The 21467-nt window shown below is 70.3% G+C and carries 20 protein-coding genes; 10 read left to right on the forward strand and 10 right to left on the reverse strand.

All coding sequences use genetic code 11. The features are described from left to right. Positions 1-789 carry an enoyl-CoA hydratase-related protein gene (locus ACODT0_RS31990; protein ID WP_489043116.1) on the forward strand — a complete coding sequence of 263 codons (789 nt, stop codon included), beginning with the start codon at positions 1-3 and terminating at the stop codon, positions 787-789. A 13-nt stretch (positions 790-802) separates the two neighbouring features. Here the strand turns inward: ACODT0_RS31990 and ACODT0_RS31995 are convergent, their stop codons facing one another. The 3 genes from ACODT0_RS31995 to ACODT0_RS32005 all read right to left on the reverse strand — a co-directional run bounded on the left by ACODT0_RS31995 (position 803) and on the right by ACODT0_RS32005 (position 3060). Next, positions 803-1531: a site-2 protease family protein gene (locus tag ACODT0_RS31995; RefSeq protein ID WP_296741991.1), complete on the reverse strand. Its 729-nt coding sequence runs from the start codon at positions 1529-1531 to the stop codon at positions 803-805. Positions 1532-1544: 13 nt separating this feature from the next. Then, entirely contained in the window at positions 1545-2531 is a 987-nt protein-coding gene (locus tag ACODT0_RS32000; RefSeq protein WP_489043117.1) for a DUF2167 domain-containing protein, read from the reverse strand. Between the two features lie 106 nt (positions 2532-2637). After that, positions 2638-3060: a cupin domain-containing protein gene (locus tag ACODT0_RS32005; RefSeq protein ID WP_057595793.1), complete on the reverse strand. Its 423-nt coding sequence runs from the start codon at positions 3058-3060 to the stop codon at positions 2638-2640. A 124-nt stretch (positions 3061-3184) separates the two neighbouring features. Between ACODT0_RS32005 and ACODT0_RS32010 the strand changes: the two genes are divergently transcribed. The 9 genes from ACODT0_RS32010 to ACODT0_RS32050 all read left to right on the forward strand — a co-directional run bounded on the left by ACODT0_RS32010 (position 3185) and on the right by ACODT0_RS32050 (position 10251). Continuing rightward, entirely contained in the window at positions 3185-3649 is a 465-nt protein-coding gene (locus tag ACODT0_RS32010; protein ID WP_057595811.1) for an ArsR/SmtB family transcription factor, read from the forward strand. Continuing rightward, complete coding sequence (locus tag ACODT0_RS32015) at positions 3538-4014, forward strand: SRPBCC family protein (protein WP_413763022.1); 477 nt, start codon at positions 3538-3540, stop codon at positions 4012-4014. The genes ACODT0_RS32010 and ACODT0_RS32015 overlap by 112 nt, the downstream gene beginning before the upstream one ends. Next, entirely contained in the window at positions 4011-5267 is a 1257-nt protein-coding gene (locus ACODT0_RS32020) for an RNA polymerase sigma factor (RefSeq protein ID WP_489043118.1), read from the forward strand. The genes ACODT0_RS32015 and ACODT0_RS32020 overlap by 4 nt, the downstream gene beginning before the upstream one ends. 91 nt (positions 5268-5358) lie before the next feature. Continuing rightward, the gene (locus ACODT0_RS32025; protein WP_093355834.1) at positions 5359-5730 is read left to right on the forward strand and encodes a YciI family protein; all 372 of its coding nucleotides are present in this window, start codon (positions 5359-5361) and stop codon (positions 5728-5730) included. After that, a complete protein-coding gene (locus tag ACODT0_RS32030; RefSeq protein WP_261216487.1) occupies positions 5727-6083 on the forward strand; it encodes a YciI family protein in 357 nt (118 codons plus the stop codon). The genes ACODT0_RS32025 and ACODT0_RS32030 overlap by 4 nt, the downstream gene beginning before the upstream one ends. Continuing rightward, positions 6080-7627 (forward strand): MFS transporter, encoded by a 1548-nt coding sequence (locus ACODT0_RS32035; RefSeq protein WP_489043119.1) that lies wholly within the window; start codon positions 6080-6082, stop codon positions 7625-7627. The genes ACODT0_RS32030 and ACODT0_RS32035 overlap by 4 nt, the downstream gene beginning before the upstream one ends. Positions 7628-7681: 54 nt before the next feature. Then, the gene (locus ACODT0_RS32040; RefSeq protein WP_093355843.1) at positions 7682-7867 is read left to right on the forward strand and encodes a hypothetical protein; all 186 of its coding nucleotides are present in this window, start codon (positions 7682-7684) and stop codon (positions 7865-7867) included. 75 nt (positions 7868-7942) lie between these two features. After that, positions 7943-9055, forward strand: coding sequence for a chorismate synthase (aroC, locus tag ACODT0_RS32045; protein ID WP_057595786.1), 1113 nt, complete (start codon positions 7943-7945; stop codon positions 9053-9055). After that, positions 9055-10251 (forward strand): MFS transporter, encoded by a 1197-nt coding sequence (locus ACODT0_RS32050; RefSeq protein ID WP_489043120.1) that lies wholly within the window; start codon positions 9055-9057, stop codon positions 10249-10251. Before aroC ends, ACODT0_RS32050 begins: the two co-directional genes overlap by 1 nt. 7 nt (positions 10252-10258) lie before the next feature. On the opposite strand, the gene ACODT0_RS32055 is transcribed toward ACODT0_RS32050, so the two are convergent. The 7 genes from ACODT0_RS32055 to aspT (ACODT0_RS32085) form a co-directional block, all read right to left on the reverse strand. After that, a complete protein-coding gene (locus ACODT0_RS32055; RefSeq protein ID WP_261216493.1) occupies positions 10259-10918 on the reverse strand; it encodes a site-2 protease family protein in 660 nt (219 codons plus the stop codon). Between the two features lie 40 nt (positions 10919-10958). Further along, entirely contained in the window at positions 10959-12572 is a 1614-nt protein-coding gene (locus ACODT0_RS32060) for a TonB family protein (protein WP_489043121.1), read from the reverse strand. Between the two features lie 73 nt (positions 12573-12645). Then, positions 12646-14364: an Hsp70 family protein gene (locus ACODT0_RS32065; protein ID WP_489043122.1), complete on the reverse strand. Its 1719-nt coding sequence runs from the start codon at positions 14362-14364 to the stop codon at positions 12646-12648. Positions 14365-14529: 165 nt separating this feature from the next. Next, on the reverse strand, positions 14530-15768 hold the full coding sequence (locus ACODT0_RS32070; protein ID WP_489043123.1) for a hypothetical protein: 1239 nt from the start codon (positions 15766-15768) through the stop codon (positions 14530-14532). Between the two features lie 311 nt (positions 15769-16079). After that, on the reverse strand, positions 16080-17747 hold the full coding sequence (locus ACODT0_RS32075; protein WP_489043124.1) for a bifunctional aspartate transaminase/aspartate 4-decarboxylase: 1668 nt from the start codon (positions 17745-17747) through the stop codon (positions 16080-16082). Between the two features lie 55 nt (positions 17748-17802). Continuing rightward, complete coding sequence (gene aspT, locus ACODT0_RS32080) at positions 17803-19491, reverse strand: aspartate-alanine antiporter (protein WP_489043125.1); 1689 nt, start codon at positions 19489-19491, stop codon at positions 17803-17805. Between the two features lie 26 nt (positions 19492-19517). Further along, positions 19518-21209 (reverse strand): aspartate-alanine antiporter, encoded by a 1692-nt coding sequence (aspT, locus tag ACODT0_RS32085; protein ID WP_489043126.1) that lies wholly within the window; start codon positions 21207-21209, stop codon positions 19518-19520. Positions 21210-21467: the final 258 nt, after the last annotated feature.

The raw sequence follows: 21467 nt of genomic DNA on the forward strand, positions 1-21467 counted from the left end.
ATGCCGCTCGAGCAGGGCATCGCCTGGTCGGTGGAGGAGGGCATCGGCCGCATCGTGCTGCGCCGTCCCGAGCGCGCCAACGCGATCGGCGCCGCGAGCAGCCGCGCGCTGGTGCGCGCGATCGACGAGGTGCTGGCGGCCGCGCCGCGCGTGGTGCTGCTGACCGGCGAGGGCCGCGTGTTCTGCGCCGGCGGCGATATCGAGGAGTTCGTTGCGGCCGGGGACGACCTGCCCGCGCTGGTCGATGAAATCCTCGATCCCCTGCATCCGGCGCTGCTGCGGCTGGTGAACGGCCCGGCGCCGCTGATCACGGTGCTCAACGGCGCGGTCGGCGGGGCGGGCGTGGGGCTCGCGCTGGCCGGCGACTTCGTGCTCGCGGCCGAGTCGATGAAGCTGCGCACCGGCTACGCGGCCATCGGCCTGTCGCCCGACGCGGGCAGCTCGTGGTTCCTCGCGCGGCGCATCGGGGTGCTGCACGCGCAGCAGTGGCTGATGCTCAGCGAGCCCATCGACAGCCAACGCTGCCTGGCGGCCGGCGCGGTCGATGCGCTGCATCCCGACGCCGAACTGGCCGCGGCCGGCGAGGCGCTGGCACGGCGGTTGGCCGCGGGCGCGCCCGGCTCCTTCGCCGCGATCAAGGCGCTGTGCGCGGAGGCGCCGGGCCGCACGCTCGAGGCGCACCTGGCGCTCGAGCACCGCCTGCTGCGCGAGCGCGCCGGCAGCGCCGATGCGCGCAAGGGCGTGGCGGCCTTCCTGCAGAAGCGCGCGCCGCGTTTCGGCGCATCCTGAGACGCGGCGGCGCTCAGCCGCCCGCCAGGCGCGCCGGGCCGAGCATCTCGTGCGTGTCGTGCGCCATCACCGCGAGAAAGGCCACCAGCCCGATGTAGTAGACGGCGTAGGTCAGCCGCGTCTCGGCCGACACCGCGTAGTACTGCCGGTTGGCCGGATCCTCGGGGTCGTACTTCCAGGCCCGCATCACCTGCGGCGCCGCCAGCACGGCCACCAGCACCAGCATCGGGCTCGGCCGCCAGAAGAACAGGGCGACCAGCACCGGCACCCCGAGCAGCCAGATGCGCGGCGTGAGCACCGCGGTGATGCGGCCGCCATCGAAGGGCGAGAGCGGGATCAGGTTGAACAGGTTGATGAAGAAGCCCGCGTAGGCGAGCGCCAGCAGCAGCCGGCTGTCGCTCTCGCGCGCGAGGAAGTAGCAGGCCAGCGAGGCCAGGCTGCCGAGCAGCGGCCCGGCGAAGCCCACCCAGGCCTCGGTCTCGACGTCGTGCGGCTGGTCCTTGAGCTCGACCCAGGCGCCAACGAAGGGAATGAAGGTGGGCGCGCCCACGTCCAGGCCGCGCTGGCGCGCCGCGAGGAAGTGGCCCATCTCGTGGATGAAGATCAGCGCCACGAAGCCCACCGCGTAGCGCCAGCCGAAGACGAAGGCATAGGCGACCACCGACAGCAGCATGGTGCCGCCGGTGAGCAGCAGCTTGCCGAGCTTGCCCGCGCTCAGCAGCAGGAGCAGCAGCTTGACCACGGCCCGCGCGCGCTCAGGCCGCGGGCGGATTCGTCGGCGGCAGCCCGCCGGCCGGCGTCTCGCTCGCCACCGGCGCCTTCTCCTTGCGCCGGAACAGCTTGCCCGCACCCCACAGTGCGCCGCCCACCGCCACCGCGATGATCTTGGCGAACTTGGCCAGGAAGGCTGCGATCACCGCGAACAGGCCGAGCTTCTTGACCGCCGCGCCAGCCACCAGCGCCGCGAGGCCATAGGCCGCGACCTTGTCGGTGGAGGCATCGAAGTCGGCATAGCGCTTGCCGTCGTCGTACTGCAGCGCTGCCAGCAACTGGGTCGCGTCGGGCTTGTACTTCTCGAGGTCGTCGGCGTTGGTCACGAGGTTCAGGCTGATGTAGCCCTCGCGTCCCAGCGCATAGGTGTTGTAGTTGACGCCCTGGCCGCCCGAGGCCTCGCCCTTGTGCCTGGAGAGCGCCGACCACACGAGGCGGTGCACCGAGGCGTCGTACTGCGGCTTCTGTGCCCAGCCCGTGACCTCGATCGCCGGGATGCCGCGCTTGGCGCGCTCCTCGTTCGCGGCCTCGGTGCCTTCCTTGAGGCTCTTGAGCAGGTCGTCGGCGTTCCAGTCCTTGGCGTCGTCGTCCTTGATGTAGCCCTCCTTGACGAACTTCACCACGGCGAACCAGTCGGCGTCGTTGTTCGGGAACACCGCGCCGAGGAAGCTGTCGTCGACCCGGTTGCCCATGCTGCGCATGAGCTGCGCCGCGGCCGGCGTGGGCACCCAGACATAGCCGGGCGGCAGCTTCAGGTGGGCCTGGTCGCGCAGGGCGATGTCGGCCGGGCCGGTCTTCTGCACCGCGCGCGCGGCCTTGAAGGCGGCCTCCTGCTCGGCTTCGAGCGAGTTGGCCGGCACGGCGGCGGAACTGGGGGGATTGGAAGGCGGCGCGGCGGCGGCGGGGCCGGCGGCCAGGACGGCGAACGCGAACAGGACGCCCGCCGACAGGCGGGCCATGGGGATCCTCATGCTCTCTCTCCTCGGTTGTTATCGGTTTTGCGAGACGAGGGCGCAGTCTATCGGGCAGGTTCGCGCGCCGTCCGTAGGACGGCGGCGAAAGCCGGTTTCCGGGGGCTCAGGCCCAGGGCGTCGGCGGCGGGATCTCGCACACCGGCTCCACGTCCACGCTCTTGAAATCGGCCGGCGAGACGATCTCCAGGTACTCCATGTCGGGCGAGTAGTCGAACAGGTAGTGCCGGATGCCGGGGCGCTGGTGCACCACGTCGCCGGCTTCGACCAGGGTTTCCTTGTCCTCGTACATGAAGCGGGCCCAGCCCTTGACCATGATCACGATCTGGAAGTCGGCCTCGTGGCGATGCCAGCCGGTGCCCGCTTCCGGTGCCATGTTGGCCTTGACGAGGTGCGCGATCACCTTGCCGTTGGTGGCGGCGGCAACGCCGAGGTCGCGGTAGAGGAAGAAGTCGCGCAGTCCGCCCGAGACGAATTCGGTGTCGCCCGGCTTGACGTGGGAGAACTGGGTGGCGGTACGGTCCAGCATGGAAGCTCCTTTGCGGCGAGTGGGGTGGGGATGCTGCGCCGCAGCACGCATAAAGCGTTCCCGGATCGCCCGCGAATATCCCCATGCCTTGACGCTGGCGCGCGGGCTCCAGATACTCAACCGCATGGTTCACTCAGATGCCGCCGCGCCGCCCGCGCCCGTTGCCCTCGATGCCGTGTTCGCCGCGCTCGCCGACTCGACGCGCCGCGCGGTGCTCGAGACCCTGGGCGAGCGCAGCCTCAGCGTGACCGAGCTGGCCGCGCCGCATGCGATGTCGCTCACGGGCTTCATGAAGCACCTGCGCGTGCTCGAGGACGCGGGGCTGATCTCGCGCACGAAGGAAGGCCGGGTCGTGCGCTGCGAGCTCTCGCCGCGGCCGATGCAGGAGGCCGCCGTGTGGCTGTCGCGCTACGAGAAGTTCTGGACCGGGCGCCTCGATGCCTTGGCGCGCTTTCTCTACCACCAGGAGCAAACCGAATGGCGGAACCTGCCAGCCCCAACACCGGACGTCCCTCCCTCACCCTCCGCCGCCACTACGCCGTCGCGCCCGACAAGGTCTGGCGCGCGTGGACCGACCCGCAGGCGCTGAAGCACTGGTTCGGCCCCGAGGAGATCGTCGCGGTGCCGCATGCCGAGGTCGACCTGCGCGTGGGCGGGCGCTTCCGCGTGGCGATGCTCGCGGCCGACGGCGAGACGCACGACGTCAGCGGCACCTACCTCGAGATCGTGCCGCAGCGCCGGCTGGTCTTCAGCTGGGCCTGGCGCAGCACGCCCGAGCGCGAATCGCGCGTCACGGTGCGCATCGAGCCCGATGCGGCCGGCACCGGCTGCGAGCTCGAGCTGCTGCACGAGCAGTTCTTCGACCAGGCCGCGCGCGAGGGCCACGAGCATGGCTGGACCGGTTCGATGCTGCGGCTCGAGCGCTGGCTGGGCAGGCCGGAGCCCGCCGCATGACGGACGCGGTGCGCGCCACGCTCGAGGCGGTCTACCGCGGCGAATCGCGCCGCATCTTCGCCACGCTGGTGCGCCTGCTCGGCGATTTCGACCGCGCCGAGGAGGCGCTGCACGAGGCCTTTCGCGCCGCGCTCGAGCAGTGGCCGGCGCAGGGCGTGCCCGCGAACCCGCGCGCATGGCTGGTGTCGGCGGGGCGCTTCAAGGCGATCGACGCCATCCGGCGCCAGGCGCGCTTCTCGCCCTGGGACGAGTCGGCCGAGCGCGCCGAGGCGCTGGCCGACCCCGCGCCGGGCTGGGACGCCGACACCGACGAACTCGAGGACGACCGCCTGCGCCTGGTCTTCACCTGCTGCCATCCGGCCCTTTCGCCCGATGCCCAGGTGGCGCTCACGCTGCGCGAGGTCTGCGGACTCGCGACCGAGGAGATCGCGCGCGCCTTCATGGTGCCCGCACCGACCATCGCGCAGCGCATCGTGCGCGCCAAGGCCCGCATCCGTGACGCGCGCATTCCCTACCAGGTGCCCACGCGCACCGAGCTGCCCGAACGGCTCGACGCGGTGCTGCGCGTGGTCTACCTGGTCTTCAACGAAGGCTATGCGGCTTCCTCGGGCCAGAGCCTGACGCGCGCCGATCTCTCGGCCGAGGCGATCCGGCTCGGCCGGCTGCTGGTCGAGCTGCTGCCCGGCGCCGAGGCCGCGCCCGAGGCGCTGGGCCTGCTGGCGCTGATGCTGCTGCATGATGCGCGCCGTGCCGCGCGCACTTCGGCGCAGGGCGAGATCGTGCTGCTCGACCAGCAGGACCGCGGCCTCTGGCACCGCGCGCAGATCGAGGAGGGCGCCGCGCTGGTCGAGCGCGCGCTGCGCTCGCGCCGCTTCGGCCCCTATGCGCTGCAGGCGGCGATCGCTGCGGTCCATGCCGAGGCCGAGCGTGCCGAGGCCACCGACTGGCCGCAGATCGTCGGTCTCTACGACGTGCTGCTGCGGCTCGATCCCTCGCCCGTGGCCGAACTCAACCGCGCGGCCGCGATCGCGATGCGCGACGGCCCGGCAGCGGGCTTGGCGCTGGTCGACGCGCTGTTCGCGCGCGGCGAACTGGCCGACTACCACCTCGCGCATGGCGCGCGGGCCGAGCTGTGCCGCCGCCTCGGCCGGCTCGGCGAGGCGCGCGGCGCCTACGAGCGCGCGCTCGCGCTGGCCCGGCAGCAGCCCGAGCGGCAGTTCCTCGCGCGGCAACTGGCGTCCTTGCCCGGCTAGAAATATTTGCAGTTCGTCGCGCCCGCATGTCGATCCGGCGCCTCGCCGATCGACCAGTGGTGTCCTCATTCCATCCGAAAGGAGATTCCGCATGAAATACCTCTGCCTCGTCCACTGCGACCCGGCCCTGTTCGCCACCCTGTCGCCCGACGAGCGGCGCGCGCTCGACGAAGACTCGATGGCCTACGACCGCGAGCTCGAGAAGAACGGCCACTTCATCGCCGCCGACGTGCTGGCGAGCGCCAGGTCCGCCAAGGTCGTGCGCGTGCGCGACGGCAAGGCCTCGCACGTCGACGGGCCGTTCGCGGAGGTGCGCGAGCAGCTCTGCGGCTTCATCCTGATCGAGGCGCGCGACCTCAACGTCGCGATCCAGCTCGCGGGCCACATCCCCATGGCGCGCCACGGCAGCATCGAAGTCCGTCCGATCCAGAGCATGGACGCCGCCGAGGGGAATGCCGCATGAAGTACCTTTGCCTGATCTACGAAACCGAGGCTCCGCCGCTCGACATGGCGCACTACATCCAGGAACACATCGACTACGACGCGCAGTTGCGCGCGCGCGGCCAGCTGGTCGAGGCCGAGGCCCTGCAGCCGGCCGAGACCGCCACCACCGTGCGCATGCGCCGCGGCCGGCTGTCCGTGACCGACGGCCCCTTCGCCGAGACCAGCGAACAGCTCGGCGGCTTCTACCTGGTCGAGGCCGGCAGCGAGGAGGAAGCGCTGCGGATCGCGGCCGGCATCCCGTCCGCGCGCAACGGCAGCATCGAACTGCGGCCGATCCTCTCGTTCGGCCCCGGCCCCGAGGGCCCTCGATGAGCGGCGCCGCGCCGCCGCGCGCCACGGTGCGCGAATGGACCGGCCTGGCCGTCATCGCGCTGCCGTGCATGCTCTATTCGATGGACCTCACGGTGCTGAACCTCGCGATCCCCGCGATCAGCGAGGCACTCAAGCCCACGGCGGCGCAGCTGCTGTGGATCGTCGACATCTACGGCTTCCTGGTCGCGGGCCTGCTGGTCACCATGGGCACGCTGGGCGACCGCATCGGGCGGCGCCGGCTGCTGCTGATCGGTGCCGTGGCCTTCGGCCTGGCCTCGGTGCTGGCGGCCTTCTCGAACAGCGCCAACATGCTGATCGCCACCCGCGCGCTGCTCGGCGTGGCCGGCGCGACGCTGGCGCCGTCCACGCTCTCGCTGATCCGCAACATGTTCCTCGATCCGGGTCAGCGCACGCTGGCCATCGGGGTCTGGATCTCGAGCTTCTCGGCGGGCGCGGTCATCGGCCCGGTGGTCGGCGGCGTGCTGCTCGAATACTTCTGGTGGGGCTCGGTGTTCCTGGTCGGCGTGCCGGTGATGGTGCTGCTGCTGATGCTCGGCCCCGTGCTGCTGCCCGAGTACCGCGACCCCGAGGCCGCGCGGCTCGACCTCGCGAGCGTGGCGCTGTCGCTGGGCGCGGTGCTGCCGGCCATCTACGGCGTGAAGCAGACGGCCGAGCACGGCGCGAGCGCGCTGTCGCTCGCCGCCATCGTCGTGGGGCTGGCCATCGGCTGGCTGTTCGTGCGGCGCCAGCGCCGGCTGGCCGATCCGATGATCGACCTGCGGCTGTTCCGCGCGCCGGCCTTCAGCGTGGCGCTGGGCGCCTACATGCTGTCGTGCTTCGTGATGTTCGGGCTGTTCCTCTACGAGGCCCAGTACCTGCAGATGGTGCTCGGGCTGTCGCCGCTGCAGGCCGGCCTGTGGAGCGTGCCCAGCGCGGGCGCCTTCATCGTGGGCTCGATGGCCGCGCCCGCGCTCACGCGGCGCGTGCGGCCGGTGCATGCGATGACCGGCGGACTGGTGGTCGCGGCGCTGGGCTTCGGGCTGCTGGTCGCGCTGCCGGTGCAGGGCGGCCTGGCGCTGCTGGTGGGCAGCATGGTCGTGTCCTCGCTCGGGCTGGCGGTGGTGTTCACGCTGTCGACCGACCTGGTGGTGGGCAGCGCGCCGCCCGAGCGCGCGGGCGTGGCCTCGGCGATTTCGGAAACGAGTTCCGAATTCGGTGGCGCGCTGGGCATTGCCATCCTCGGCAGCGTGGGCGCGGCGGTCTACCGCGCCATGATGGCCGACGCCGTGCCGGCCTCGCTCGGCGATGCCGCCGCGGTCGAGGCCGCGCGCAGCACGCTCGGCGGTGCCGTGGCGCTGGCCGGGCAGCTCGGCGGCGCGGCCGGTGCCGAACTGCTGGCCGATGCGCGCACGGCGCTGCTGCGCGGCCTGCACCTGATGGCCGGCATCGGCGTGGTGGTGCTGCTGGCCATCGCGGGGCTGCTGGCCGTGGTCATGCGCCGCTCGGGACAAACCCGGCCCGCCGCGGCCGATGCGTTGCCCTGAGGCCGGGCCGGGCCCATACTGGCCGCGTCACCGAACGAACCCCACGGAGAGTCCATGAGCAACGAACTGCGCAAGAAGCTGCACGACCTCGCGGAGCTGGTCGACAACACGCCCGATCCGCAGGCCCGCGCGATCGTCGAGGCGATCCGGCTGCAGACCGCGGTGCTCAACGAGCGGCTGTTCTCGATCGAGCTTCAGCTCGGCGCGCTGGCGCGTCGGCTCGAGGGCGCCACCGAGTAGGCCGCGCGGGCGTTGCCCTCGGGCATTCGGGCGCCGCGCCGTCCGGCCCCGCTTTGCGGGGGATAATCCCCGCCCATGAGCGGCAACACCTTCGGACATCTCTTCGCGGTCACCAATTTCGGGGAATCCCACGGCCCGGCCATCGGCTGCGTGATCGACGGCTGCCCCCCGGGCATGGCACTGAGCGAAGCCGACATCCAGGCCGACCTCGACCGCCGCCGTCCCGGCACCAGCCGCCACGTCACCCAGCGCAACGAGCCCGACGCGGTGCAGATCCTCTCGGGCGTGTACGAAGGCAAGACCACGGGCACCCCGATCGCGCTGCTGATCCAGAACACCGACCAGCGCAGCAAGGACTACGGCCAGATCGCCCAGCAGTTCCGCCCGGGCCACGCCGACTTCACGTACCACAGGAAGTACGGCATTCGCGACCCGCGCGGCGGCGGGCGCTCCTCGGCCCGGCTCACCGCGCCCACGGTCGCGGCCGGTGCGGTCGCCAAGAAGTGGTTGGCCGAGAAATTCGGCATGGTGTTCCGCGGCTGCATGACGCAGATCGGCGAGATCGCGATCCCCTTCGAGAGCTGGGACCACGTGCCGAACAATCCCTTCTTCGCGCCGATCGCCGACGTGAGCGCGCTCGAGGACTACATGGACCGGCTGCGCAAGGCCGGCGACTCCTGCGGCGCGCGCGTGCGCGTGACGGCCACCCGCGTGCCCGTCGGCCTCGGCGAGCCGCTCTACGACAAGCTCGATGCCGACATCGCCTACGCGATGATGGGCCTCAATGCCGTGAAGGCGGTCGAGATCGGCGCCGGCTGGGACAGCGTGACGCAGCGCGGCACCACCCATGGCGACTCGATCACGCCGACCGGCTTCCTGAGCAACAACGCGGGCGGCATCCTCGGCGGCATCAGCTCGGGGCAGGACCTCGAGGTCAGCATCGCGATCAAGCCCACCAGCTCGATCATCAGCCCGCGCCAGTCGATCGACGTGAACAACAACCCGGTCGAGGTGGTCACCAAGGGCCGCCACGATCCCTGCGTGGGCATCCGCGCGACGCCGATCGCCGAGGCGCTGCTCGCGCTGGTCGTGATGGACCATGCGCTGCGCCACCGCGCCCAGTGCGGTGACGTGCAGGGCGACAACGAGAAGACCCAGGCCACGTCGCCGCAGGCGTCCTTCCTCTAGTGTCCACGCCGCCGCCCGTGGCCGGGCGCGGCCACCTGTTGGCGTTCGCTGGCCTGTCGGCCAGCTATTTCGCGCACATCGGCTTCTTCAATCCCTACCTGCCGCTGTGGCTCAAGGACCAGGGGCTGCCGATCTTCACCATCAGCCTGCTGGCCTCGGTGCAGTCGGTCACGCGCGTGTTCGCGCCCTATGCCTGGGGCGCGCTCAGCGACCACACGGGCCAGCGCGTGCTGCTGCTGCGCATCAGCGCCGCGATCGCGCTGCTGAGTTCCTTCGGCCTGTGGTGGAGCGGCGGCCCCTGGTGGCTGGCGCTGGTGCTGCTGCTGATGTTCACCCACACCAGCTCGATGATGTCGCTGACCGAGGCCGCCATGGCGCACCTCGTGGCCGGCGACTGGGGCCGCTACGGGCGCATCCGGCTGTGCGGCTCGGCCGGCTTCCTGGTCACGGTGTTCGTCGCGGGCGAGTGGTTCGACCGCTTCGGCATGAAGCACTTCCCGGCCTGGGCCGCCGGCACCCTGGCGCTGGTGCTGTTCGCCACCCTGCGCCTGCCCGACAGCCGCGAGCCCGTGGCCGCGCACGACGCGCCCGGCGAACCCATCGGCCCGGTGCTGCGCAACCGCGTCGTGCAGTGGTTCTTCGCGGCGCTGTTCTTCCAGGTGATGTCGCACTTCTCGGTCTATGCCTTTTTCTCGCTCTACCTCGATTCGCTCGGGTACGGCAAGAGCACCATCGGCCTGCTGTGGGCGCTGTCGGTGGTGGCCGAGATCGTCTGGTTCTTCCTGCAGGGCCGGCTGATCGGCCTGCTGCCGATGCCGCGCTGGATGCTGGTGTGCGGCATCGCGGCCGTCGCGCGGCTGGGCCTGACCGCCGGCCTCGGCGGCTGGATCGCCGCGCTGGTCGTGGCCCAGTGGCTGCACGCGCTGAGCTTCGCGGCCCACCACACCACCTGCATCGCCGTGGTGTCGCGCCGTTTCCCGGGCCGGCTGCGCGGACGCGGCCAGGCGCTGTTCACCGTCATCGGCTACGGCTTCGGCGGCGTGCTCGGCGTGCTGCTGGGCGGCGCGGTGGCGCAGGCCTTCGGCTACCGCACGATGTTCGCGCTGGCGGCGCTGCTCGCGGTGGCGGGGACCTTGTGCGCGTGGAAAGTGATGCGGCTGGAGGCTGGGGCGCGGCGGGCTGCCAGCCCGGCGTGATGCGCGGTCAAACCAGCAAGGGCCCGAGGTAGATCGCCAGGGCCAGCAGCCACGACAGCATCGAGCCCAGGAACAGCAGCAGCGCTGCCTGCGTGGCCTGTGGCGGCCAGCGCCGCGCCAGTGCCGTGCGCTCGAACAGGGCCTGCAGCAGGAAACCGCCGTTGCTGCCGGGCAGCGGCAGCAGGTTGAAGGCGGCGGTCTTCGCCGCGACCAGGCCGAGCAGCGGCACGAAGTCCAGGCCGCCGGCCGCCTCGGCCGCGAGCCGCAGCAGCCGCTGCGCCTGCCCGAATGGCGACAGCGCGCCCTCGACGTACTGCACGAAACCGCTGCCGACCTGCCCGAGGCCGTCGAAGGGCGACACCAGCAGCGCGAGCGTCAGCAGCGCGAACGGCCCGGCGCAGCCGATCAGCAGCCGCGTCGTGCGTGGCTGGCTGTCGAAGGCATCGCGCTTGGCATCGCCCTCGAGCCCTTCGGCCCCGCCGTCCTTGAGCACGACCGAGCCCGCGAACACCAGCGGCTTGATCCGCAGCGGGCCGATGCGCAGCAGCGTCGGGCCCCAGCCGTAGTGGATCTCGCGGATCGGGATGCCGAAGCGCATCGCCGCCAGCGCGATGGCGCCCAGGTGGAGGGCGGTGCAGAGAGCGGCGGCGACCAGGATCCAGGCCATGCGGTCTATCGAAGGCGGGCGTGCCAGGCGGTGCGGCGCTTCATTGCAGCTTCGGCCGCAGCACCAGCACCATCGTCGACGGCACGGTACCGTCGTCGGTCAGCGGCATGCGGTCGGTCCTGAGGATCGCGCGCAGCGCGGCGGCATCCCATTCGGGAACGCCGCTGGCTTTCGACAGCCTGGCGTCCATGATCCGGCCGTCGGGTCGCAGCGCCAGCGTGTATTCGACCGCCGGATTGCCCGGCACGTTGTTGGAGAACACGATGTTCGGGCGGACCGCCGCCGTGACCCTGTCGCCATAGCTGCGGCGCGGTGCCGGGGGCGTTGCCGTGCTCGCAGGCCGGTCGGCATCGTTCAGCGTGAACTGGATCGAGGCCTTGTACCAGGCACCCACGCCGCGACCGTCCATGCCCTTCCTCGGAACGACCCGGGCCTCGCGCACCGCGTCGATGGCGGCGTTGTCCAGGCGCGCGTGACCCGAGCCCTGCAGCACCACGGCATCGCTCACCGCGCCTTGGGCATCGGCCCGGACCTTGAGCGTGACGGTCCCTTGCTCGCCGAGCCGCTTCGACAGGGCGGGATAGATCGGGCGCGGGGCGGTCGTGTACCTGGCGGCCGGAGGATCGGGTTCGATCGACGGGCGCTGGGGTGCCGGGATGGCGGGGGTGTCGGAAGCCCCTGCCTGCGCAGCGGGCGACGGTTGCGAGGACTGCCGGGCGCGTGCATTGCGCAAGAGCTCCTGGACGGCGGCTGCTCCTGCACGCTGCGCGGCCTGCTCGGTCGGCGACGCAGGCTGCCCCGAGGGTGCGGCCTTTAGCAGCACGATCAGCAGCACCACGCCGCAGAAAGCAACGAACCAGGTCACCATCTGCGAGGTGCTGACCGAGTCGTCGTAGACGGGCGCCTTCGGGTTGGTGCGCGTCAAGTCCGCGTTGCGTTCGTTCCAGGCCTCGATGTTCGCGGTGTTCGAGGTCAGGCGCAGCCAGGTCGGGTAGTGGGCCGCGGCGTGCATGACCGGTCCGAGCCCCAGCGCCAGCATCCGAGGCTCGGGCCGTGCCGTGCGCCGCAGCAGTTCCAGGTATTCCAGCTGGCTGTCGCGTGCGAGCGGCGCCTGCTGCCCCTGCGCATCCTGCTCGACGATCGCACGGTCCACCACCTGCCCGGCCTGTCCCAGCCGCAGCAGCCGCGCCGAGTCGGTGCGCCAATCGAAGAGAACGAGCGCGGCCTCGAACAGGTGTTCGTGGCCGGGCCGCCAGCCGCAGGCCAGCAGGTGGGCGATGTTGGCCTCGAACAGGAAGCGCGCATCCATGTCGAGCAGGCGCGGGTCCTCGAGCGTTTGTTCGAGCAGCGCGGTGGCTTCGGGGACGCTGCGCAGCGGCTCCCGCTGCAACCGGGTGTCGAGCGCGACGAGGATGTCGCGCACGGGGTCGGGACGCGGTTCGGCGGGGGCCGGGGGTGGCGCCGGTTCGGGGACGACCTCGACCACGGCTTCGGGCGGGGAGGGCGGCGGGGGCACCGCCTCGGCCTGCTGCACGTCCCGCGCTTGCCGCGCCCAGTGCAACGCGGCCTCGTAAGCCTCGCGCAACTGCTGGAACTGCAGCGGCTGCGCCGCCTGGTCGATCTGCTTGAGCTGCACCGCATAGGCGCGCCGCACGGTGCGCTCGTCGGCATCGCAGGCCGAGTTCGAGCAGGAAGCCGGGGACCTCGGTCATGGTCGTCGCCCCGTCTCAATCGGCCAGCGGGCCGTCGCGCTCGATCTGCTCCAACTGCTCCTGGAACTGGCGCTGCATCGCCGCGATCTGCCGCTTGTCCTGCAGCGCCAGCACGCGTTCGAATTCGGCGATGCGGATGCCCAGCCACTCGCGCACGTCGCCGCGCAGCTGCTGGTAGATGCGTTCGGCGCGCGCCAGCAGGGTGCGGTTCTCGATGCGGTCGCGCGGATGGATCTTGAGCGCGCTCAGTGCCGCCATCCGTTCCTTGATCTCGGCCTCGCTCAGCAGGCCCGGGTTGCCCTCGATCAGCAGGCTGAAGGTCTCCTGCGTCTTCTGCACCGTGGCCTCGACCTGCAGCAGGCCGTTGACGTCGTAGGTGAAGCGCACCTCGACCGCGGCGTCGCCCGGGGACGCTCCCGCTCCCAGGCTCGGCAGCGGCACGTGCAGGGTGCCCAGGTGCACGTTGTCGCGCACCATGCGCGACTCGCCCTGGAACACGTGCAGGTCGACCGAGGTCTGGCTGCCCGAGTTCGGCACGTAGCTCTTCGAGCGGCTCACGGGCACCGTGCTGTTGCGCTCGATGATCGGGTCGAAGTGGCCGTGCGTCACCGTGGTGTCGCTGAGCCAGCGGCTGACCGCCACGCCCAGCGAGTAGGGCGCCACGTCGGTCATCACCACTTCCTTGAGCGCCGCGTCGCGCGCCTTCAGGCCGGCCTGCACGGCGGCGCCGAGCGCCACCACCTCGTCGGGGTTGAAGTCGATCGAGGGGAAGCGGCCGAACATGGTGGTGGCCAGGCGCCGCACCACCGGCATGCGGGTGGCACCGCCGGCCAGCACCACCGCGTCGAGCTCGCCGGCGCGCAGGTTGGCGTCGCGCAGCGCGCGCTCGACGGGTGCGCGCAGCCGCTTGAGCAGTGCGGCGCAGGCCTGCTCGAGCGTGCCTTCGTCGAGCGACAGCCGGTGCTGCGCCGCCTCGTGCGCGACCACGATCTCGGCCGTCGGCTGCGTGCTCAGCGCGCGCTTGGCGGCCTCGGTCTGGGCGGCCAGGCGCTGCATGAAGTGGGCATCGGTGCGCAGGCTGGCCGGCAGCTTGTTGCGCTCGAAGAAGAGCGCGATCAGCGCCTCGACGAAGTCCTCGCCGCCCAGGAAGTTGTCGCCCGCCGAGGCACGCACCTCCATCACGCCCTCGAACATCTCGAGGATCGACACGTCGAAGGTGCCGCCGCCGAGGTCGAACACCAGGAAGCGGGTTTCGGCGCGCATGTCGTGCATGCCGTAGGCCAGCGCGGCGGCGGTCGGCTCGTTGAGCAGCCGCTCGACCTTCAGGCCCGCGAGCTCGCCCGCGGCGCGCGTGGCCTTGCGCTGGGCATCGGAGAAGTAGGCCGGCACGGTGATCACGGCCTCGGTGACCGGCTCGCCGAGCATCGCCTCGGCATCGGCCTTGAGCGAGCGCAGCACCAGCGCCGACAGCTCCTCGGGCCGGAACTCGCGCTTGCCCAGCCGCACCGTCTTGTTGCTGCCCATGTAGCGCTTGAACACCGCGGCCGTGCGCTCGGGATGCGTCTGCAGCCGCTCGCGCGCCGCCTTGCCGACCAGCACCGAATCGTCCTCGTCGATGCTGACGCAAGAGGGCGTCAGGTACTCGCCGAGCCCGCTGGGCACCAGCACGGAAGCGCCATCCCGCCACACCGCCGCCAGGCTGTTGGTGGTGCCCAGGTCAATTCCAACGATCATTCTTCTCGCCCCTTCGCGGGCCCCTCTTCTGTTTCCCGCCATCGTATGCCAGGGCGTCGCGGCGCCGGGAGAAAGACGGCCTCGAAAAGCAAAAACGCCGCGAACCTTTTCAGGCGCGCGGCGCGATGGCTTTGCTCCCGGATCACCGGGAGCGCTGTCGGATCGTCAGTTCACCAGGCCGATCTGGATGTAGCCGGCCACGGGGCCGCCTCGAGCGCCGACGACGGCCGAGATGGTGCCGTCCTGCGCGCCGAAGTAGCGGTCCGTGCCCGATTGGTTGATGCCCTTGATGCCGGCGATGGAGGCGCTGGTGATGTTGAGCGGATAGCCCACTGCGTAGACGGTGGCATCGGGCTGCGCCAGGACGGTCTCGTAGGTGGTGGCCGTGAACTTCAGCGTGCCCCAGCGGCCGGCGGTATCGCCGCCGCTGGCGGTCGTGGCGCCCCAGGTCGAGGATTCGACCAGGCCGATACGGAACAGCGCGTCGTTCGGCGCCCTGGGGTTGGTGCCGGCGGACAGGTACACGTTCTTGCCCGCGACGCGCGCGATCGAGAACGTGCCCGTGTCCGTGGGGTCGGTCACCCTGGCGATGTTCCATGCGTCGGGCGTCGCGCCGGGCGTCACGTTGTAGGTCAACACGGAAGCCGGCGGGCAGCTGGCGGGCGCGGTGATCGCCACCTCGTTGCACAGCAGGAACACCGTGCCGCCGCCCGTCACGCGGGCCTGGCGGATGTTCGAGTCGCGCACGCTGGCCAGCGCGCCGATGCCGAGGCGGTTGTAGTCGCCATCCAGGTCGCTCTGCTTGGTCACGAGCGCGCGCGATGCCACGAAGGGCTGCACCGCGTAAGTGTTCGGCACGCCAGCGGCTTCGAACGGGAAGCTGCCGACCACCGTGTCGGTGACCATGCGGAAGCGCGTGTTGATCGCCTTGGCGGTGTTGCGCGACGACTGGAACAGGTAGGTGCCGGCTTCCGAAAGATCGGTGCTGAAGCTGTCCTCGACAGCCACGCCGGCGTTGTCGGTCATGACGTAGAACTGCGCATCGAAGTTGAGCGCCAGCTTCTGCCGGGTGCCGTTGGTCGCGAAGACGCTGTAGGTGCCGTTGCTCGCGTTGCCCGCGGAAACGTTGAAGACGGCGTCCTTGACCTGCGCCGCGTCGGCGCTCGCCTTGGCGCTCACGGTGAACACGGCGGCCGCGGCGGTGTTGTTGACGATCTGGGCCGACCACTGGCTGCTCGAGATCGCGGCCTTGCGCAGGCTGACCGAGCCCGCGGGCGTCGAGCTGTTGTTCCAGCCGGTGCCCTGGTTGGGCGTCAGCGTGACCGTGTCGCCCGGCTTGATCGAATACTTGCCGCCGGCGTCCGCCGTGACGGCCTTGCCGTTCACCTGAACGGCGAGGGTCATGGGTGTCGAGGGCACGACCGGGAAGGGCAGGCCTCCGCCGCCCCCTCCACCGCCTCCTCCGCATCCTCCCAATACCCCGACCAGCGCGGCTGTGGTCGCCGCGTATGCAAACCATTTCATTCCAGTATTCCCTCAGTGTTTCTTGGAGTTATCGCAGCCATCGACCTGACGGCCGTCGACCGTCAAATCGTAAGCGGATAAATCAAGATGTAAGAAAAAAGGAGGGAAGGGGAAACCCTTGAAACCTGAAAAAAATGAAAATGAATTTGGAGGGGCTGGCCGGGCGGCTGCCCGGTCCCACTTTCCGCTACTTACTTCTTCTTGCCCCGTTTCGCCGCCTTCTGCGGCTTCACCACCACCGCCGACACCGCCGGATCGCTGCTGCGCCTGGCCTTGCCCGACTGCTGCTCGAAGCGCGCGAAGTACTCCGACGCCAGCTTGCGCAGCGAGCGCCCGATGTTGGCGTAGTCGTACTCGTTGAGGTTGGCCAGCGAGACCCGGCCCGAGGCGTGCTTGCCGCCGAAGCCGCGGCCCGGCAGCAGCACGATGCCGGTCTCCTCGGCGATGCGGAACAGCGCCTCGTTGGGCTGCAGCTGGGTCACGATCCAGGCGCCGAAGCGCTCGCCGTACATCTGGGTGGCGATCTCCTGCAGGTCGAGCAGGTGGTAGTAGCTCACCGAGTTCGGGTCGGCCGACAGCGGCAGCCCGAGCTCGCGGTAGAGCGCCTCCTTGCGCCGCTTCACGATGCGCTTCATCGCATGCTTGTAGGCCTCGGGTTCGTCCATCAGGCAGAACAGCGAGAACATCACCATCTGCGCCTGCACCGGCGTCGACAGGCCGGCCGTGTGGTTGAGCGCCACGGTGCGGCTGTCGGCCACCAGCCGGTCGATGAACTTGAGCCGGCGCGGCTCGGTGGTGATCGAGCTGTAGCGCGCGTCGAGTTCCTTCAGCGCCGCCTCGGGCAGGGCCGCGATCTGGTGGTCGAGCACGTTGTCCTCGTGCGTGGCCACCACGCCCATGCGCCAGCCGGTGGCGCCGAAGTACTTCGAGAACGAATACACGAGGATGGTGTTGCGCGGGCAGATCGCGAACAGCGAGCGGAAGTCGTCGGCAAAGGTGCCGTAGACGTCGTCGGTCAGGATGATCAGGTCGGGCCGCTGCTTGACGATGTCGGCGATGTCGCCGAGCACCTCGTCGCTGATCTTCACCGAGGGCGGGTTGCTCGGGTTGCACAGGAAGAAGGCCTTGACCTTCGGGTCGAGCAGCTTCTGCAGCTCCTTCTTCGTGTACTGCCAGCCGTTCTCGGACGGCGCGTCGATCAGCGCCTCGATCAGCTGGTAGTCGTTGAGGTGCGGGATCTCGATGTAGGGCGTGAAGATCGGCATGCCCAGCGCGATGGTGTCGCCGGGCTCGAGCAGCCCGTTCTCGCGCAGGCTGTTGAACAGGTAGGTCATGGCGGCGGTGCCGCCTTCCACCGCGTACATGTCGAACCTGCCCACGAAGGGATGGGTGCCGATCATCTCCTTGTGGATGTACTGGCCCACGATGATCTCGCTGAGCCGCAGCATGCGGTCGGGCACCGGGTAGTTGCAGCCCAGGATCGCCTCGCACATCTCGTAGATGAAGTCGCCGGCCGACAGGCCGAGCTGGTCGCGCACGTACGACACCGCCGCCTCGATGAAGCGCACGCCGGGCCGGCCCGCGTTGGCCTTGGTGAAGATCTCGAAGCGCGCCTCGATGCCCTCGCGCTGCGGGAAGCCGCCCACGCCCTCCATGTAGACGAAGGAGCGCTCGCTCTCGGTCATGGCGAATTCGCCGAACGCGAAGAAGCCGTGGCGCGGCGTGGTCGCGAGGAAGTTCGGATTGCCGCGCCCCGCGTTGAGCATCAGGCGGTCGCCCTGGCTGGCCACCTGGATCAGCGCGTCCTTGAGTTCGAAGGGGCTCAGGCCGCTGAGTTTTTTCACGTCGCCGAAATCCATGGAAAGGCTCCTTGGTTGTGAGTAAGGCAGGAAAGGAAGAAGAGGGAGGGCGTGCTCAGACCAGCGCGACGATCAGCGGCCCGAGCAGCGTGAGGAACACGTTGGCCAGCGCGTAGGTGATCGCGAAGGGCACGGTGGGGATCGAGTTCTCGGCCTTGTCGAGCACCTCGCCGAAAGCCGGGTTGGCGCTGCGCGAGCCGCTGAGCGCGCCCGCGAAGATCGCGGTGTTGGCATAGCGCAGCACGTAGCGGCCGAACAGCATCGTGAGGATCATCGGCACGATGGTCACGACCACGCCCACGCCGAAGATCGTGAGCCCGTGCTCCTTGACGGTCTGCACCGCCTGCAAGCCCGACGACAGCCCCACCACCACCACGAAGCCGGCCAGGCCCAGGTCCTTGAGCAGTTGCACGCCGCTGGTCGGCAGTGCGCCGAAGGTCTGGCGCCGCGCGCGGTACCAGCCGAACAGCAGGCCCGAGAGCAGGGCGCCGCCACCGGCGCCGAGCGTGAGCGGGATGCTGCCGATCTTCACGCTCAAGAGGCCCACCAGCAGGCCGACCACCAGGCCCGCGCCGAGGTAGACGAAGTCGGTCTTGGCGCTCGGCACGATCACGTCGCCGACGATCGCGGCCACGCGCTTGACGTCCTGCTCGGCGCCGAAGATCGTGACCACGTCGCCGGCCTGCACCACGGTGTCGGGCTGCATCGGCAGCACCTGGCCCATGCGGCTCAGCTGCACCACGAAGATGCCGTGGCGCACGCCGCCCGCGGTGGCCTCGCGGATCTGCGCCACGGTCTTGCGCTCGAAGTCCTTGTTGGTCAGCACGATGTCGCGCTTGTGCATGGTGAGCTCCATGCCCTCGACCGCATAGACCTCCTTGCCCAGCAGCGGCGCGCTCGCCACCACCGCGTCGCGCCGGCCGACGGCCAGCACGATGTCGCCGCGGCGCAGCGCGAGCGTGGGGCTGACCTCGACGAAGCGGCCGTCGCGCTTGACGCGCTCGATGGTGATGGTGGTGACCGGGTCGGCGTTCTCGATGTCGGCCACGGTGCGCTGCGGATCGGCCGTGAGCTCGTAGATGCGGCCCACCAGCGAGGGCGCGGCTTCCTCCTGGTCGGCACCGAGCACCTTCACGCCGGCCTGCATCGCGGTCTCGGCCGCGATCGCGTCGTCGCGGATGGTGCGGCCCATGAACTTGGGCAGCAGGTTGACGCAGACGATGATCGCGCCGAAGGACCCGAACACGTAGGTCACGGCATAGCCGATCGCCACGTTGGCCTGCAGCCGCGCGGTCTCGGCCGCGTCGAGGCCGAGCTTGGCGATCGCGTCGCCGGCCGTGCCGATGATGGCCGACTGCGTGAGGCCGCCGGCCGCCACGCCGGCCGCCAGGCCCTTGTCGAGCCCGAACCACTTGGCCATGACCACCACCGTGGCCAGGCCGGTGGCCGCCATGACCGCGGCCAGGACGATCTCCTTGATCGATTGCCGCCCCAGCGAGCTGAAGAACTGCGGGCCGCTCTCGAAGCCCACCGCATAGATGAAGAGCGCGAACAGCACCGCCTTCACGCCGGCGTCGACCTGCACGCCGACCTGGCTCACGATCACCGCCACCAGCAGCGAGCCGGCCACGCCGCCGAGCTGGAACTTGCCGAACTTGATCTTGCCGATCCAGTAGCCGACCGCCAGCGAGAGAAAGAGCGCCATCTCGGGCGACTTCTTGAACGTTTCGTGCAGCCATTCCATGGATCAGCTCCTTCGAGGTTTCGAATTCATTTCGCCGCGTGGTGAACCAGCCCGGCCAGCGCGACGATCAGCGGTCCCATCAGCGGCAGCACCACGTTCGAGATCGCATAGGTGATGGTGTAGCCCAGCAGCGGCGTGGCGTTGCCGGCCGCGTTCTGCACCGCGCTGAGGGCCGGCGTGCTGCACTGCTGGCCCGCGATCGCGCCCAGCAGCACCGGCGCCTCGAGCTTGAGCAGCCGGTGGCCGACGAACAGCGACAGGCTCGCCGGCACCACCGCCACGGCCACGCCGACCAGCGGCAGCGCCACGCCGAATTTCTTGATCAGCGCCAGCGCCTGCGGCCCCGAGGCCAGGCCGACGCAGGCGATGAAGGTGGCCAGGCCCAGGTCCTTCATCAGCGCCAGTGCATCGGGCGGCACGCTGAGCCGGTGCGGGTTCTTCGCCTGGTACCAGCCGAAGCCCAGGCCGGTGAGCAGCGCGCCGCCGCCGGTGCCGAGCGAGAACGGGATGCCGCCGAGCTTGACGCTGAAGCCGCCGATGAAGACGCCGAGCAGGATGCCCGCGGCCGCGAAGCTGATGTTGCTGCGCGTCGAGGCCAGCACCCGGTCGCCGGCCAGCGGCAGCGCGCGCGCCACCTCGTCGACCGGGCCGTAGAGCTGGAGCACGTCGCCGCGCGCGAGCCGCAGCTCGCCGAGCAGCGGCATCGCATGGCGGTCGCGCGCCACGCCCGTGACCTGCACCGAGGGCGGCAGCGCCGCGGCCAGTTCGCGCAGCTCGCGGCCGAACCATTCGCGCCGGCTCAGCACCGCCTCGGTGGTCTCGACCACCGCGTCGAAGGCCGTGGTGTCGGCGAATTCGCGGCCCAGCAGCTCGGCCACGTTGACCAGCGCCGCGCGCCGGCCGATGGCCAGCACCCGGTCGCGGGCGCGCAGCCGAAGCGCGGGCTCCACCGCCAGGCTCTGGCCGGCGCGCAGCACGCGCTCGATGTGGGCCTGGCCGCCGAGGATCGTGGCCAGCTCGCCGATCGAGCGGCCGCGTCCGGTCGTCACCTCGAACACGCGGCCGACCATCTCGGGCACCGCGCTCGCGGCGCCGGGATCATCGCCGCCGCCGCCCATGGTCTTCCACAGGCGATCGGCCTCGGCGCGCAGGTCCACGCGCAGCAGCAGCGGAAACACCTGGCTCGTGAAGACCACGATCGCGATCAGCCCGAACACATAGGTGATCGAGTAGGCCGTGACCACGTTGGCCTGCAGCTGCTGCATGTCCGCCGCGGGCAGGCCCAGCTTGGAGATCGCGTCGGTGGCCGTGCCCACCACCGCCGACTCGGTGGCCGCGCCGGCCATCAGCCCGGCGGCCGTGCCCTGGTCGAGCGACAGCAGCACGGTGGCGCCCAGCACCAGCGCGAGCACCGCCACCACCTCGACGAGGCACAACAGGCCCAGGCGCAGGCCCTTGGCGTCGAGGTTGGCGAAGAACTGCGGGCCGCCCGCATAGCCGAGCGCGAAGATGAAGAGCATGAAGAACACGTTCTTCACGCTGTCGTCGACCCGGATGCCGAGCTGGCCGACCACCAGCGCGGCGATCAGGGTGCCGCAGATGCCGCCGAGCTGGATCGGTCCGAAGCGGATGGTGCCGACGGCATGGCCGATGGCGAGCACGAGGAACAGCGCGATCTCGGGCTGGGTTCTCAGCAGTTCGACGACCTCGCCACTCACGCGTGCTTGACCTCCAAATGCTGGCTCATTCTGTCGGTAATGTGAGTAAATGCAAGTAACTGTTTCGTTTGACAGGCGTCCAGATCCATCGCCGCGAGCCGAATCCTTGATGCTTCCTGTGCGGGTTTTCGATAACTAAACCAACTTGATTTAGTCGTTTCCTTGGCCGATAGTCCGCTGGCGCCCGGCCCGGCGACGCCATCCGCATGGCGAACGGGCCGGATCCCGAGAACCACGGGGCGGTCCGATCCAGCCGCC

The sequence above is a fragment of the Variovorax sp. FG153 genome (assembly GCF_057809595.1).

Excerpts from the sequence above, each read along its gene's own strand:
- ACODT0_RS32040 (WP_093355843.1), top strand. The coding sequence starts at position 7,682 with ATGAGCAACGAACTGCGCAAGAAGCTGCACGACCTCGCGGAGCTGGTC.
- ACODT0_RS32035 (WP_489043119.1), top strand. The coding sequence starts at position 6,080 with ATGAGCGGCGCCGCGCCGCCGCGCGCCACGGTGCGCGAATGGACCGGC.
- ACODT0_RS32020 (WP_489043118.1), top strand. The coding sequence starts at position 4,011 with ATGACGGACGCGGTGCGCGCCACGCTCGAGGCGGTCTACCGCGGCGAA.
- ACODT0_RS32000 (WP_489043117.1), bottom strand. The coding sequence starts at position 2,531 with ATGAGGATCCCCATGGCCCGCCTGTCGGCGGGCGTCCTGTTCGCGTTC.
- ACODT0_RS32005 (WP_057595793.1), bottom strand. The coding sequence starts at position 3,060 with ATGCTGGACCGTACCGCCACCCAGTTCTCCCACGTCAAGCCGGGCGAC.
- ACODT0_RS32025 (WP_093355834.1), top strand. The coding sequence starts at position 5,359 with ATGAAATACCTCTGCCTCGTCCACTGCGACCCGGCCCTGTTCGCCACC.
- ACODT0_RS32010 (WP_057595811.1), top strand. The coding sequence starts at position 3,185 with ATGGTTCACTCAGATGCCGCCGCGCCGCCCGCGCCCGTTGCCCTCGAT.
- ACODT0_RS32055 (WP_261216493.1), bottom strand. The coding sequence starts at position 10,918 with ATGGCCTGGATCCTGGTCGCCGCCGCTCTCTGCACCGCCCTCCACCTG.
- ACODT0_RS32075 (WP_489043124.1), bottom strand. The coding sequence starts at position 17,747 with ATGGATTTCGGCGACGTGAAAAAACTCAGCGGCCTGAGCCCCTTCGAA.
- aroC (WP_057595786.1), top strand. The coding sequence starts at position 7,943 with ATGAGCGGCAACACCTTCGGACATCTCTTCGCGGTCACCAATTTCGGG.
- ACODT0_RS32065 (WP_489043122.1), bottom strand. The coding sequence starts at position 14,364 with ATGATCGTTGGAATTGACCTGGGCACCACCAACAGCCTGGCGGCGGTG.
- ACODT0_RS32030 (WP_261216487.1), top strand. The coding sequence starts at position 5,727 with ATGAAGTACCTTTGCCTGATCTACGAAACCGAGGCTCCGCCGCTCGAC.
- ACODT0_RS31990 (WP_489043116.1), top strand. The coding sequence starts at position 1 with ATGCCGCTCGAGCAGGGCATCGCCTGGTCGGTGGAGGAGGGCATCGGC.
- ACODT0_RS32015 (WP_413763022.1), top strand. The coding sequence starts at position 3,538 with ATGGCGGAACCTGCCAGCCCCAACACCGGACGTCCCTCCCTCACCCTC.
- ACODT0_RS32070 (WP_489043123.1), bottom strand. The coding sequence starts at position 15,768 with ATGACCCTCGCCGTTCAGGTGAACGGCAAGGCCGTCACGGCGGACGCC.
- aspT (WP_489043125.1), bottom strand. The coding sequence starts at position 19,491 with ATGGAATGGCTGCACGAAACGTTCAAGAAGTCGCCCGAGATGGCGCTC.